This window comes from Myxococcus guangdongensis (assembly GCF_024198255.1).
In the GTDB taxonomy this organism is placed as follows: domain Bacteria; phylum Myxococcota; class Myxococcia; order Myxococcales; family Myxococcaceae; genus Myxococcus; species Myxococcus guangdongensis.
Map to the genome: position 1 here is coordinate 39,250 of NZ_JAJVKW010000006.1, position 13,153 is coordinate 52,402.

10 protein-coding genes are annotated in these 13,153 nt (G+C 69.2%); 3 read left to right on the forward strand and 7 right to left on the reverse strand.

Annotated features, from left to right (window positions below; genetic code table 11):
- Positions 1–64 precede the first annotated feature (64 nt).
- The 3 genes from LXT21_RS19735 to LXT21_RS19745 form a co-directional block, all read right to left on the reverse strand.
- Positions 65–1,078, reverse strand: coding sequence for a hypothetical protein (locus LXT21_RS19735; protein WP_254039698.1), 1,014 nt, complete (start codon positions 1,076–1,078; stop codon positions 65–67).
- Positions 1,079–1,150: 72 nt separating this feature from the next.
- Positions 1,151–4,588, reverse strand: coding sequence for a hypothetical protein (locus tag LXT21_RS19740; RefSeq protein ID WP_254039699.1), 3,438 nt, complete (start codon positions 4,586–4,588; stop codon positions 1,151–1,153).
- Between the two features lie 190 nt (positions 4,589–4,778).
- Entirely contained in the window at positions 4,779–5,045 is a 267-nt protein-coding gene (locus LXT21_RS19745; protein WP_254039700.1) for a hypothetical protein, read from the reverse strand.
- Between the two features lie 146 nt (positions 5,046–5,191).
- Here LXT21_RS19745 and LXT21_RS19750 point away from each other — a divergent pair, with 146 nt between their 5' ends.
- A complete protein-coding gene (locus tag LXT21_RS19750; RefSeq protein ID WP_046717697.1) occupies positions 5,192–5,650 on the forward strand; it encodes a MaoC family dehydratase in 459 nt (152 codons plus the stop codon).
- A 260-nt stretch (positions 5,651–5,910) separates the two neighbouring features.
- Here the strand turns inward: LXT21_RS19750 and LXT21_RS19755 are convergent, their stop codons facing one another.
- Genes LXT21_RS19755 through LXT21_RS19765 form a run of 3 tightly spaced genes read right to left on the reverse strand, consistent with a single transcriptional unit; the run spans position 5,911 to position 8,796 of the window.
- The gene (locus LXT21_RS19755; RefSeq protein ID WP_254039701.1) at positions 5,911–6,726 is read right to left on the reverse strand and encodes an isocitrate lyase/PEP mutase family protein; all 816 of its coding nucleotides are present in this window, start codon (positions 6,724–6,726) and stop codon (positions 5,911–5,913) included.
- Between the two features lie 44 nt (positions 6,727–6,770).
- Complete coding sequence (ogt, locus tag LXT21_RS19760; protein WP_254039702.1) at positions 6,771–7,307, reverse strand: methylated-DNA--[protein]-cysteine S-methyltransferase; 537 nt, start codon at positions 7,305–7,307, stop codon at positions 6,771–6,773.
- Positions 7,300–8,796 (reverse strand): AlkA N-terminal domain-containing protein, encoded by a 1,497-nt coding sequence (locus tag LXT21_RS19765; protein ID WP_254040117.1) that lies wholly within the window; start codon positions 8,794–8,796, stop codon positions 7,300–7,302. Before LXT21_RS19765 ends, ogt begins: the two co-directional genes overlap by 8 nt.
- 143 nt (positions 8,797–8,939) lie before the next feature.
- Here LXT21_RS19765 and LXT21_RS19770 point away from each other — a divergent pair, with 143 nt between their 5' ends.
- A complete protein-coding gene (locus LXT21_RS19770) occupies positions 8,940–10,286 on the forward strand; it encodes a hypothetical protein (protein WP_254039703.1) in 1,347 nt (448 codons plus the stop codon).
- A gap of 92 nt (positions 10,287–10,378) precedes the next feature.
- Here the strand turns inward: LXT21_RS19770 and LXT21_RS19775 are convergent, their stop codons facing one another.
- A complete protein-coding gene (locus LXT21_RS19775; protein ID WP_254039704.1) occupies positions 10,379–11,746 on the reverse strand; it encodes a pyridoxal-phosphate dependent enzyme in 1,368 nt (455 codons plus the stop codon).
- Between the two features lie 355 nt (positions 11,747–12,101).
- Between LXT21_RS19775 and LXT21_RS19780 the strand changes: the two genes are divergently transcribed.
- Positions 12,102–13,142, forward strand: a complete 1,041-nt coding sequence (locus tag LXT21_RS19780) for an aminoglycoside phosphotransferase family protein (RefSeq protein WP_254039705.1) — start codon at positions 12,102–12,104, stop codon at positions 13,140–13,142.
- The last annotated feature ends 11 nt before the right edge of the window (positions 13,143–13,153 follow it).

Genomic DNA, 13,153 nt, shown 5'->3' on the forward strand with positions numbered 1-13,153 from the left:
AATCTCGGAGAGATGGGTTCTCTCCGTGTCCTACCCGGGCTCCGGTGAACGATACGCCCCTGGCTCAGTGGCTCGGCTCGCGCCAGGTGTGGGGACAGGCGCGGCATTGTCGGGCGCTGGGGGTCCTGGCGAGGACGCCACATTTCGGACACCGGTTGATGACGACGGTGTCGGGGTGCTCGGCCAGGAGCCGGCGCTCGAGGTGGCGGGCCAGGCCTTCCTTCCCCTCCGCGAGCAGCGCGAGCACCTGGGGATGGTCCGTGGCCCAGCGGGGCCCGGCGTCGGTGTCGTACGTCTCCAGGAACGCGGCCCGCCGCTCCATGTCCGTGAGGTGCTGCCCGTAGTACCCGAGGAGATACGCGAGGAGTGGGTCCTTCGGCTCCTGGTTCCCCGTGCGTGGACCGATGCCGAGCCCCTCGCGGACGGTACGAGACTCGGTGTCACCCTGCGCGATGGCGGCTTCCTCGAACGTCAGGAGCCGCTCGACCAATGCGGAGGTGCGGACCTCGCGCACGCGCGCCACCTCGCGCAGGGCTTCACCGTGACGGTTCGCGCGGCGCAGCACGTCCACCCGTTGGAGGCCGCGCCATCCCTTCCAGTCGACATCCCCGCTGGGCTCCCAGTGTGCGGGAGGGGGCGTGGCCAGCATCAGGTCGGCGGCCTCGGAGAAGTACTGGCGTGCCGGCTTCGCCTTCTCGCAGAGCTCCAGCACCCAGGCCGCGAGGAGCCGGGCGGACACGGCATCATCGCGGTCTGCCGTGGCATCGGCCAGCATCACCCGGCGGAGGGCCCGGCGGACGGCAATGGCTCGACCCAGGCCGTTCGACAGGGCGCGATAAGCCTCCGAGCGGACCACGTCGTCCGCGCTCGGGTGGGCGGTGGAGAGGTCCTCCGCGCAGTAGCCGCAGGTCGGACACACATGGAGGTTGAGGCTCAGATTGGAGAACGCCTGTCCCTCCGGACGGCCATCGAGTTCGGGAAGTTCTCTGCGGGTGATGTGGCGAGGAGGCCTGTGCTTGCTTTCGTTCGCGCAGACGGCGCACGTCACGGGCTGCTTGGTCGGGAGATGAGAAGACATGCGAGTGATACGGAGTCTCCCATGAAAAGGGGCGCGGGCTTCGCGTGGCCCGCGCCCCTTCACTCCCCGTGCTCAGGGCGCGGGGAAGTGGTCGAAGTAGTGGTCCAGGGTGCGGGTGCCATCCGGCTGGTCGATGCCGGTGAAGAGCCAGGGCGGCACCACGCCGCCGAGGACGGCGGGGACGTTCATGGGCTGACGCCGCCGGTCCTGGAACCGGGGCCCCGTCCCCGACGTCAGCGCGCCCAGCTTCAGTCCAGGCAGCTGCGTGGTGGGGGTGTGGCACGCGAGGCAGAACGCGTTGGCGCTGGTGTCCGGGCGCGGCGTGGTGGCCTGGAGCGTGGGCAGGCCCATCAGACTCGCGCGCAGGCAGCGCGACGCCAGGAGTGGGTCGACGCGGGGATTCTTGTGCACCCGGTCGATGCAGAGGTGGTCCCCGTACTGCGCCGGGTAGTCGAGCGGCTCCAGATACGAGCCCAGCCGCAGCTGCTCGCAGATGCTCCAGCGCGCGCCGGGGTAGCGACTCGAGCGGAAGCGCAGCTTCTCCAGCGTGGGGTCCCACGGCTCGCCCCGGCGCAGGCCGATGTCCACCGTCGTCCCGAGCGCCTGGTTGCACATCAGCTCATCCGTCCACCCGGCCTGGATGTCCGCGGGCGACAGCGCGTAGATGCGCAGCTCGTCCACCCACCCGAAGAAGGGCAGCCGCGGCTGCCCCGGCACGAAGGCGGGCCCCGGGTCGCTCACCGTCATCCACGTCCACCCGCTCATCGAGTTCCACATCGGGTCGAAGCCGATGTCGTGGGGCGCGACGGTGAGCGTCGAGTGCCAGGTCCCATCGATGTAGAACGCCACCTTCCGCTGCCCCTGCTCGGTCATCACCTTCATGCCGAACTGGAAGTAGCGGCCGGGCTGCACCAGCGTGCCCAGGTGCGTGGTGAAGCGCTGCCCCGTCGCGCCGTTGTACACGTCCAGCTCGTGCCACAAGTTGCCGTTGGCGTCCCTCGCCTGGACCAGGCCCACCCACGAGTTGTCGGAGAAGTAGAACAGGGTGCGGGGCGTGCCCCGGACCTGCGTCGCGCCGGGCCGCACGAACAGCTCCTCGCGTGAGTCGAGCCACAGGCTGAACAGCCAATCGCGCCGCGAACCATCCACCGGATAGCCCATGTCCATGAAGTCATTGCGGCCATCCAGCCAGACGCCCTTGCCGCTGACGCCGCCCAGCGCCACGGGTTCGACGCGCGCGCCGCCGCGCAGCCGCACCGAGGACGGAGGCTGGGGGCCATCCATGCCGGACATCGGGCCGCCCGTGGCCGCGTTCTGCACCAGCGGGTTGCGCTTGAAGGCGAAGGCCGCGAGCGCGCCTCCCCGCACGTAGGCATTCACGTCGCCCAGGGGCACGAAGCCATCCTGGGGGAAGGTCTCCGCGCGCGTCGCGGTGGCGTGGGGATTCACGTCCATGCGCATGGCCGCGTTCATGTGCGCCACCACGAAGGCGCGCTTGTGCAGGTAGTCGTCGAACGCCACCTCCGCGTTGCGCTGGTTGGTGGACTGGACGTTCCACACCACGTCGAACGGCAGCGTGGGGCGCATCCCATCGAAGTGGTTGAGCTGGTTCTCGAACGAGAAGAACTGTGAGCTGCCCTTGGGCGAGAAGGTGATGTCGTCGCCCGAGTACAGGCGCAGCGAGTAGGTGCGCTGGAGGTTGTCCTCGGTGTTGCCCGTCATGTCGGTGAGGTTCAGCCCATTGTCGAGGATGACCGCCTTGCCCCGCGTCCACGCGCCCAGGACGCTGATGGCCTGCGCGGGCGCTCGGTCCGGGTTGAACCGCGCCCGGTCCGAGTCGGGGGGCTGGCTGGAGGTGGAGTCCGTCAGCGCGGGGGCGGCGCTGCCGCGGTCCTCGCGCACCACCTGCCTTGCGTAGTAGCCGTCATGCGGGTGGTTCTTCGCGGCGAAGAACAGGTTCTTCCCCTCGCGGTCCATCCACGGATAGGCCCATTGATTGAGCGTGCCGAAGGGGATGGGATTGCCCAGCGTGTCCCGGAACGGCTGGGACCTGCGCCCGGCGACGACCTGCGACTTCGCCATCTCGTAGCGGGTGTTCACCGCCGGGTCCATCGGCATCATGCTGATGGGCTTGAAGTGCCTCCACTCCGACGCGCGACAGCTCACGTCCGACGCGGCGTAGTACAGCCCGTGCATGTTGACGACGAGCAGCTTGCCGTCTCCGCTCACCGCCGGCTCGAAGAGGGCATAGGGCTTCTGTCCCGTGCCAGGGGTCCACCCCACGACGCCGCTCCAGTTGCCGCCATTGCCGATGACGGCGTCCCCGTCATCCTCCACTTGATAGACGTTCTGGAAGCTCTGCCGGTCGAAGAACTGGCACCACTTGGGCGCGGCGGCGGAGGTGTCCCGGAAGTAGAGGGGCTCGGGCAGCGGCCACACCATCACCGGGGTGTAGCAACGGAAGGTCGGGCTGGTGCTGAACAGTCGGGGCCAGTCGATGGTGTCCGGAGCGGTGGGGCGGGCGTACGCGGAGCCCGCGCTCATGTCGCTCCAGTTGGACTCGTGGATGTTGAATGGACGGAAGGGCGGCAACTGCCAGGTGGGCAGCGCCTTGACCTCACCCTCGGGGTTGCGCGGATACACCCAGAGCCCCCAGCCGGAGGCGTCCCCCGTCGTCGCATTGCCGGTCGTCAGCGCCTTGGGATTGCGCGCGAAGACCGTCAGGTCCACCGAGCGCAGCTCCCAGTGGTTCCCCGCGGACGACACCAGGCCGTAGACGAGCGAGATGTCGTAGCAGTCGCCCTGGATGAGCGGCGAGCCCGCCTCGTAGCGCGCCGAGCACGCCACCGGGTTGCGCCCGTGGGTGCCCTGGGTGATGGCGCTCATCGAGTCCTCGCACGTGGTGCTGTGCAGCGCGTCCGGGAAGTCGCCGTTGTTCTTCGCCGTGAGGAACGTCGCCATCGGGTTGAAGTAGGTGAACGGATGCAGCCGTGCCCCGGGCTGCCTCGGCTGGACGAAGTGGGTCCCCTGGGTGGCGAAGTCGTAGCGGAAGTCGTGCCCGAGCGTCTCGGGACGGAAGGTGTAGAGCGTGGAGCCCTCCGCGCAGCCTCGACAGCCGCCGCGCACGAAGAGCCGTCCGTCGTTGGTGCCACGGTTGTACGGCAGCACCTGGATGGCCTGGGCGGCGTCCGCTGTCTCCGGCAGCTTCGGTGCCCCCCAGCCCTGGTCGTACTCGGCCGGTGGGAACGGCTGCATCACCCCGTTCAGCGCCGGGGGCCGCAAGGACAACGGAGACGTCGCGGTGGGCCGGTGGGGGCGCCACGCCGTGCTCAGCTCCCGGAAGATGCTGGGGCGCTGCGGGTTCTCCTCGTTGTAGCAATTGTCGATGAGGGAGTAGTCGTTCGTCCCCGTGGGACACGGGGGCGCCGCCACGTAGGCCACTTCGCGGAACCACGTCGGTGGGTCCAACCGGGCCTGGGTCGTGGAGACGGGCTCGACGACAGGCGTCACGGGCTCGGCTGAATCACAGCCGGAACTCCACGTGAGCAGGGATACCCATAAGAAAAACGTTCGAGTCGAGCGAGCTGAGGAATCCAGGAACATGGACGCCATGTACCAAGGCAGACGGACATGGCGTCAATGGGGCGGGGTGACCCCACCGGAATGCGTGGCCCTCTGTCTTCAGGACCTTGGCGGGTGTCTACATGCAGCGGTTTTCACAGACACCCAACAGGCAGAACCAACACGGGCCCACGCAGGTGGGGCGACAGGCCGCGTTGGAGTGCTCGCTGGTGGCGAGCGTCATGTCCGAGGGCGGCAGGCTCACCGTCTCCTCACAGGTCGTCTCGCTCGCGTCCTGGACGAGCGCGGCGGAGGTCTCCCCCGTGGACAGGGCGGCGAGCCCCACCACGAGCAGGGTGCACAGCAACATGAACAGGGACCGCTGGCGCTCGAGCTTCGCGAACATCCGTGTCTCCTTGGTGATGTCGGGATGAGGCCCCGTCAGTCTGTCATGAAGCGTACTTAATAAGGAAATCTAGCAATCGATGAGGCGAGGCGGGGCGGGGACGCAAGGCGTTGCCGCGGCACGTCGAGCGGCCTATGGAAGAGGTCATGCGCTACTTCGACGACTTCCAACCCGGTGAGGCGAGTGAGGCCGGGCCCTATGTGGTCTCCCGCGAGGAGATCATCGCCTTCGCGAAGCAGTTCGACCCCCAGCCCTTCCACCTGAGTGACGAGGGTGGGCGTGAGGGCATCTTCGGTGGCCTCATCGCGAGCGGGTGGCACACCGCGTCCATCTGCCACAAGCTCGCGGTGGAGCACCTGTTGAGCAAGACGGCGAGCCTGGGCTCACCGGGGCTGGACGAGCTGCGCTGGCTCAAGCCCGTGCGTCCCGGTGACGCGCTCACCGCGCGCTTCGAGGTGCTCTCCACCACGCCGTCGCGCAGCAAGGCGGACCGAGGCGCCATCAAGTTCCGCTTCGAGGTGCGCAACCAGCATGGCGAGGTGGTGATGACGGAGGTCGCCAACGCGCTGTTCGCCCGCAGGCCCGAGGGGAGCGCGGCGAAGTAGGGCTCCTCGGGGCGAGGTTTCCCGAGCCCGTGCGGCCGTCCTCTCGCGCATCAGGTCTCGCCTTGGAGCATCGCGAGCCGGGGCTCCGCACCCGGCCACCCGCTTGTCGTGCCCCGGGCAGGCCCCCGGGGCAATGAGACGCGAGCCTGGGGGCATCTCCTCGCGCGCCGGGTCGTGCCGAGGGCTCGCACCTCGGCGCGGCGCGCACCGGCCCCGGCGCGCGATGGAGGGAGACGGGCGACGCCCTTCGCGGGGGCCGGTCAGCGCTCCGCCATCAGCTTGTTGAGCACTGGATAGGAGATGCCCGCCTCCGGCGCGGGAGCGGCGGCGCCGTCCCGCAGGAACTCCGTGGAGAGCGCGGCCACGCGGCCCAGGATGGACTGCGCCATGCCGGCGCCGGCGCTGACGCGGCGCACGCCGAGCGTGGCGAGCTCCGACGCGGCGGGCAACCCCGTCATCGCCATCAGGTTCACCGGCAGCCCCGCCTCCGACGTCACGACGCGAATCTCCGCGGGCGACTTCAAGCCCGGCACGAAGAGCCCGTCCGCGCCCGCCGCCTTGTAGCGACGCGCCCGCGACAGCGTCTCCTCCACGCGCTTGTCCGCGGGGCCGATGCCCTTCAGGAACACATCCGTGCGCGCGTTGATGAACAAGTCCAACCCACGCCCGGCCACCGCGCGCTTCACCGCTTCAATCTTCGCGCACAACAGGTCCGCACTCCCCGAGCCGTCCTCCAGGTTGATGCCCACGCCCCCCGCGTCGAGCACGCCGAGCGCCACCTCACCCACCACCTTCGGGTCGTCCGAGTAGCCGCCCTCCATGTCCACCGTCAGCGGCACCTTCACCACGCGTGCGATGGAGGCCACGGTGTCCAGCAGCCGGCTCACCGGCAGCGCGTCTCCGTCCGGATACCCCTGCGCCCACGCCACGCCCGCGCTCGTGGTGGCGAGCGCCTTGGCGCCCAGGCTCTCCATGACGCGCGCGCTGCCCGCGTCCCATGCGTTGACCAGCAACAACAGCCCCGCCTCGTGAAGCTGGCGGAAGGCTCGAATCGAATCAGGAGGCGCGACAGGCATGGGGTGGTCCTCGAGGGGTGTGGGGGCGTGGGCCCGCGTCGACGTCAGGACTTCAAAAGGGGCAGGGCCCTGGACTCGTGGCTGAGTAACCAGCGCTTGCGCTGGATGCCACCTCCATAACCCGTGAGCGAGCCATTGGCGCCCACCACGCGGTGACACGGCACGACGATGCCCACGGGGTTCGCGCCATTGGCCAGTCCCACCGCGCGCACGGCCGTGGGCCGGCCGATTCGCCGCGCGAGCTCCGAGTAGGAGACGGTGCTCCCACACGGAATCGAGCGCAGCGCGGCCCACACCTCGCGCTGGAAGTCGGTGCCCGCGGTCCTCACGGGCAGCGTGTCGATGACGTCGAGCTTGCCGGAAAAGTACGCGCGCATCGTGACGGTGAGCCCGCCCGGGTCGCGCGCCTCCTCCAGCGTGTAGCCCTTCTCGCCGTAGTGCAGGCGCAGCAACTGGAGCATGCGCGCCTCGTGCTCGGTCCAGTCCACGGCGCGCAGGTGGCCCTCGCGGTCCGCGATGATGACCAGCTCGCCGATGGGCGTGTCCGTCCTGTCGATGAGGAATCGAGTCGTCTCAGCCATGACGCACCTCCGGAAGTCGAGGCCGCGGTCCCGGGTCCGCGGCCCACAGGTGTTGCGCGGCGTAGGCCCGCCAGGGCCGCCAGGGCTCCGCGCGCCGCAGCAGCGCCTCGGGCGTGGGGCGCGCGCCTTCGTGCGTGGCCGCGCTCCTCAGGAGCGCCACGTCGCTCGCGGGGAACGCGTCCGTCTCGCGCAGCGCGCGCAGGGCGATGTACTGCGCGGTCCACTCGCCCACGCCGCGGATGGAGCGCAGCCGGGCGATGCCCTCCTCGACGGTGCCGAACGGCTGGAACAACAGCGGGTCCGCCAGCGCCGCCTCCGCCATGGCCTTGAGGGTCGCCTTGCGCGCGGATGGCATGCCCAGCGTGCTCAAGTCCGCACGGGCCACGCTCTCCGGTGACGGGAACACCCGCGTCAGCCCCGAGGGCAGGCCCTCCACGGACGCCTCGGCGCACAGCGCCACCAGTCGCCCCGCGAGCCCGCGCGCCGCCGTCACCGTCACCTGCTGGCCGAGGATGGCGCGCACCGCCAGCTCGAACCCGTCCCAGGCGCCCGGGGCCCGCAGGCCGGGCCTCTGCGCCACGAGGCTCGCGAGGAACGGGTCCTTCGACAGGTGCTCGCCAATCGCCTCGATGTCCGCGCCCACGTCGAACACGCGGCGCACCCGCGCGACGATGGCCGGCAGCGCCTGCACCCGCGCGAAGCGGATGCGCACCACCAGGTTGTTGCGCCCCGGCTCGTGCGACACCTCCACCGTGCCCACGGCGCCGTCCTGGGACACGGTGCGCTGGTAGCTCGCGCCATGCACGCGCTCCACGCCCTCGATGGCGCGCGCGGAGAGATAGGCGAGCATCGCGGCCCAGTCGTACGGAGGCCGGTAGCGCAGCCGCAGCGTCACCCCCGCGTCCGCGGGCTCCTCGGTCATGCTCTTGCGGCGCAGCGCGCCCGGCGGCCGCTGGTAGAGCGCCTGGAAGGTCTCGTTGAAGCGGCGGATGCTTCCGAAGCCCGAGGCCAGCGCCACCTGCGACAGCGGCATCCCGGTCTCCTGGATGAGCTGCTTGGCGAAGAGCACGCGCCGCGTCTGCGCCACGGCCACCGGCGTCGCGCCCAGGTGCTGCTTGAACAGGCGGCGCAGCTGCCGGTCGCCCACGCCCAGCCGCTCGGCGAGCGCGTCCACGCCCGCCTCGCCTCCGTCCAGCGCGCCCTCCGCGATGAGCGCGAGCGCGCGCGACACGGTGTTGGACGTGCCCCGCCACGAGGCCAGGTCTGGCGCCGTCTCCGGGCGGCAGCGCAGGCACGGCCGGAAGCCCTCCTCCTGCGCGGCGGCGGCCGACGCGTGGAAGCGGCAGTTCTCCTGCTTCGGCGTGCGAGCAGGGCAGACGGGGCGGCAGTAGATGCCGGTGGACGTCACCCCGACGAAGAGTCGGCCGTCGAAGCGGGCATCCCGCGACTGGAGCGCGCGGTAGCAAGCGTCTGTGTCGAGCAGGTCCATGCCCTGGACAGTGTCACCCGAGCGCCCCGCACGCTCGCGGTTTTCGGACATGAATGGCCCGACCCGCCGCTGCCTTTCCTGGCGGACACCGCCCGGCTACGCTCACGCGGTCAGCCCTGTCACGGGCCTTGGGGGAGCACGAGATGATCATCGTCTACCAGTCGCTGGAATCCACCGGAAAGAAGGAGGACTCCCTGGGGACGGCGCTCATGGGCAACTCGTTCAAGCACGGGACCCAGTCCCACGCGGAGGACATCTACACCCTCGACGACGACCGGAAGCTGACCTACCAGACGCCGGTCTACGACCTGGTCGCGAAGAAGATGACCTTCCCCTCGTCGACGATTGAGTTCGCGACCCAGAACGAGTCGAAGAAGCTCTCGGCCCGCTACGACAAGGAGCGAGGCGAGCCCGGCGAGGGCAAGGCGCTGCTCTTGAGCTTCATGAAGGGCGTCATCGACACCATCACCAAGAGCGTGATGAACCGGACGCGCTCCAAGGGCGAGCTCCCCAGCGTGCGCCTGCCGGACATCATCGTGTTGGGCGAGGCCTTCACGACAGACCTGCTCCAGGACCTGGGGGTGAGCTCCGTGGGGGGCTATCGGGTCGTCACGGGGATGAACCCCACGGGGGACTCACGCCACCGCTTCACCGTCCTCTTGCGCGAGGACCTGAACCTCCGAGACAGCGACATCGAGCTGTTCCCGTACACGCTCACCTCCGACGACAACAAGGACGAGCAGGCCCGCTGCGTCATCCTGAGGGTCATGGGCTGGCTGATGGCGTTCGTGCACACGCCCAACGCCATCTGCAAGGACAGCACGCGGGTCATCAAGTATCTGGCGAACAACGCCAGGAACGTCACCACGAAGGAGAAGCTCGACCTGGTGATGGGCGACACCAACCAGCCGAAGAGCGACTTCGTCCCGAGCACCCTGAAGAATCAGCTCGGCGGTGGGGACTGGGTGTCGAGCGTGCTCGACGACCAGCAGGAACTCGTCGGCTTCGGCGGGCACAACGTGTTCAGCATCTCGGGCACGAACAGCACCTTCAAGACGCACTTCGACATCGCGTGCACGCCGCACATGACGGCGGTGGTTCGCGACGGGAAGGTGTTCGGGTTCGACGAGAACGACTCCACCGCCAACCCGGCGTTCGTCTTCCACGGGCTGACGGACAAGTTCCTCGCCCTGGACGGAAAGGCCTACGCCTACAGCGACCACAACGGCGTCATCGTCGAGGTGCTCCGCCAGAAGTCGGTCCACGCCCAGCGCGAGAAGAAGCGGAAGGAAGAGCGCTGCTCGGACTGCCGCCGCCCGCTGACGGCGCTGGACCAGCTCGCCGGCAGGCACCTGACGTGTCGCTACGCGCCCCTGGCCCTCCGGTGGACTCCGCTCGAAGACGAGGGCGACGATGACGACCTGCCCGAGCGTCAGTTCAAGAAGCGCAAGCTCAACACGTCCTCCGGGGACGGAACCGGGGCCAGCTAGCGCGCACGGGCCCCGCGAGCACGAAGGGCCTCCCACCGACGAACGGTGAGAGGCCCTCCGTGTGAACGACGTCGGTGCCCGGAGGCGCGGCGTCAGGCCGCGGTGCGGTGCAGGAAGTCGATGAGGTCGATCTTCGTGACGATGGCGACCACCTTCTCGCCATCCTTCACGACGGCCACGTTGTCCTGCGCGAAGACCTCGCGCAGCCGCGCGATGCTCGTGTCCAGCGACAGCGCGCCCTGCAGCGGCGCGACGATGGCGTCGATGCTGTCGGCGAACTTCACCTTCCCGGCGACCAGCGCGTTGAGCAAGTCGTACTCGTGCACCATGCCCACCGCGCGGCCGTCCTCGGTGACGACCGGCATCTGGCTGATGCCATGGCCGCGCATCGTCTCCACGACCTGGTCCACCCGGTCGCCCTTGCGCGCCGTCTTCACGTCGCGCTGCTTGCTGCCCAGGATGTCGCGCACGGTGCCCGTGCCCTTGTCCTCGGCGAAGCCGTTGTCGCGCATCCACTCGTCCGAGTGGAACTTGCTGATGTAGCTGCTGCCGGAGTCGGGCAGCACCACGACGATGGTCTTCCCCTTGCCCACTTCCTTCGCCAGCTGCACGGCCACGTGCACCGCGGCGCCGGAGGAGCCACCCGCGAAGATGCCCTCCTCGCGCGCGAGCCGGCGGGCGGCGGCGAAGCACTGGCGGTCATCGACCTGGCGCACGTCGTCCACGACCTTGAAGTCCATGGCGCCGCACAGCATGTCCTCGCCGATGCCTTCCACCTTGTAGACGTGCGGCTCGGTCAGCTTGCCCGTCTTGAAGTAGCCCTCGTAGACGGAGCCCTCGGGGTCCACGCCCACGTTCTTCAGGCCCGGAATCTTCTCCTTGAGGAACTTGCCCGCGCCGCTCATCGTCCCGCCGGTGCCCAGGCCGGAGACGAAGTAGTCCACCTTGCCGCCCGTCTGCTCGAGGATCTCCGGGCCGGTGAGGGAGTAGTGCGCCTCGATGTTGTCGGGGTTGTGGTACTGGTTCAGCATGAACGCGCCCGGCGTCTCGCGGTGCAGGCGCTTGGCGGTCTCGTAATAGCTGCGCGGGTCCTCGGCCGGCACGTTCGTCGGCGTCACCACCACCTGCGCGCCCAGCGCCTTCAGGCGGTTGATCTTCTCCAGGGACATCTTGTCCGGCATGGTGAAGATGCACTTGTAGCCCTTCACCGCCGCCGCCAGCGCCACGCCCATGCCGGTGTTGCCGGACGTGTTCTCCACGATGGTGCCGCCGGGCTTGAGCTTCCCCTCCCGCTCGGCCTTCTCGATGATGTACAGCGCCATGCGGTCCTTGATGGACGCGCCGGGGTTCATGAACTCGCACTTGACGAGCACCGTCGCGTCGTTGGGACCGACGAGCTTGTTGAGTTTGACGAGCGGCGTGTTGCCAATCGCGCTGAGGATGTTGTCGTGGATGTCCATCACGGCTTCCAGAAAAAAGGGGGTTCGCGGCGCGTCTTATATGCCGCCCGCGCGGCCCGGTCGACAGCGGGAGACCATCTCCCCCGTCGGGGAGCAACAGTGTGCTCCCCGGGGGCCTTCCCCGCTGTGCTCATCCCACTGTCCCCGGGGGTAGGGCGCTGTCGGGGCCTGCTCTGTCTGGGGGCGACCGGCCTCGCGACGCGGCGCGACGGACACGGGCAGGCCCGTCGCGTACGTGACAGGCCGGGCGGCCAGGGGGCATCCGCCGTGTCCGGCCTTTGACGCGGAAAGTCGCCCCTCCCATACTCGCGGGCCATCTTCTTCTCGAAGATCCCCATTGGAGAACCCCGTCGATATGGAACTCGAGGCCGCCCTGCGCGACCAGGTGGGACAGGCCATTGGCCGTCCCGTACCCCAGGCTCCCATCAAGAAGCTGAAGGGAGACGCGAGCAACCGCTCGTACTACCGCGTCGGCGCCCCCCCGGAGAGCTGGGTGGTGATGGAGATGCCGCTGGACGCGAAGAAGAAGAGCGAGGAGGCCACCAAGGGTGAGCCGCCCAAGGAGCTGCCCTTCGTCAACGTGCACCGCTACCTGGAGAAGCTGGGCGTGCGCGTGCCGCGAATCCTGCGCTACGACGAGCCGGCGGGGATGATGGTGCTCGAGGACCTGAGCGACATCACCTTCGAGTCCGCGCTGGAGGGCGGCAAGCACCGCGAGGCGCTCTACACCCGCGCGGTGGACCTGCTGGCGAAGCTGCGCGCCCAGGCGGAGAAGCACCAGGACCCGGACTGCCTGGCCTTCACGCGCGCGTTCGACGAGGACCTGTACGACTGGGAGCTGCACCACTTCCGCGAGTGGGGCCTGGAGGCGTGGAGCGGCAAGCAGCCCACGGCCGACGAGCGCGCCGAACTGGACGCCATCTTCCGCGACATCGCCAAGCAGCTGGCCGCCGCGCCCCGAGGCTTCACGCACCGCGACTACCAGAGCCGCAACATCATGGTGAAGGAGGGCGAGCTGGTGGTCATCGACTTCCAGGACGCGCTCCAGGGCCCGCGCCAGTACGACCTGGTGGCGCTGCTGCGCGACAGCTACGTGGAGCTGGACCGCGCGTTCGTGGATTCGATGCTGGACCGCTACATCGCCACGTTCCAGCAGGAGACGGGCGAGCGCATCGACCCGGTGGCGTTCAAGGCGTTCTTCGATTTGCTCACCGTGCAGCGCAAGCTGAAGGACGCGGGGCGCTTCGAGTTCATCAACCGCGTGAAGGGCAACCCGGGCTTCCTGGTGTCCATCCCGGCGTCGCTGCGCTACGTGCGCGAGGCGCTGCGGCACCGTCCTGAGCTCGCGAGGCTGCAGGCGCTGGTGGCGAAGTACGTCCCGGAGCTGGCCGCCTGAGTCGGGCACCG

What these genes read in the sequence shown, in the direction of transcription:
- LXT21_RS19735 (WP_254039698.1), bottom strand. Translation starts at nt 1,078, where the DNA reads ATGTCTTCTCATCTCCCGACCAAGCAGCCCGTGACGTGCGCCGTCTGC.
- LXT21_RS19745 (WP_254039700.1), bottom strand. Translation starts at nt 5,045, where the DNA reads ATGTTCGCGAAGCTCGAGCGCCAGCGGTCCCTGTTCATGTTGCTGTGC.
- LXT21_RS19750 (WP_046717697.1), top strand. Translation starts at nt 5,192, where the DNA reads ATGCGCTACTTCGACGACTTCCAACCCGGTGAGGCGAGTGAGGCCGGG.
- LXT21_RS19755 (WP_254039701.1), bottom strand. Translation starts at nt 6,726, where the DNA reads ATGCCTGTCGCGCCTCCTGATTCGATTCGAGCCTTCCGCCAGCTTCAC.
- ogt (WP_254039702.1), bottom strand. Translation starts at nt 7,307, where the DNA reads ATGGCTGAGACGACTCGATTCCTCATCGACAGGACGGACACGCCCATC.
- LXT21_RS19765 (WP_254040117.1), bottom strand. Translation starts at nt 8,796, where the DNA reads ATGGACCTGCTCGACACAGACGCTTGCTACCGCGCGCTCCAGTCGCGG.
- LXT21_RS19770 (WP_254039703.1), top strand. Translation starts at nt 8,940, where the DNA reads ATGATCATCGTCTACCAGTCGCTGGAATCCACCGGAAAGAAGGAGGAC.
- LXT21_RS19775 (WP_254039704.1), bottom strand. Translation starts at nt 11,746, where the DNA reads ATGGACATCCACGACAACATCCTCAGCGCGATTGGCAACACGCCGCTC.
- LXT21_RS19780 (WP_254039705.1), top strand. Translation starts at nt 12,102, where the DNA reads ATGGAACTCGAGGCCGCCCTGCGCGACCAGGTGGGACAGGCCATTGGC.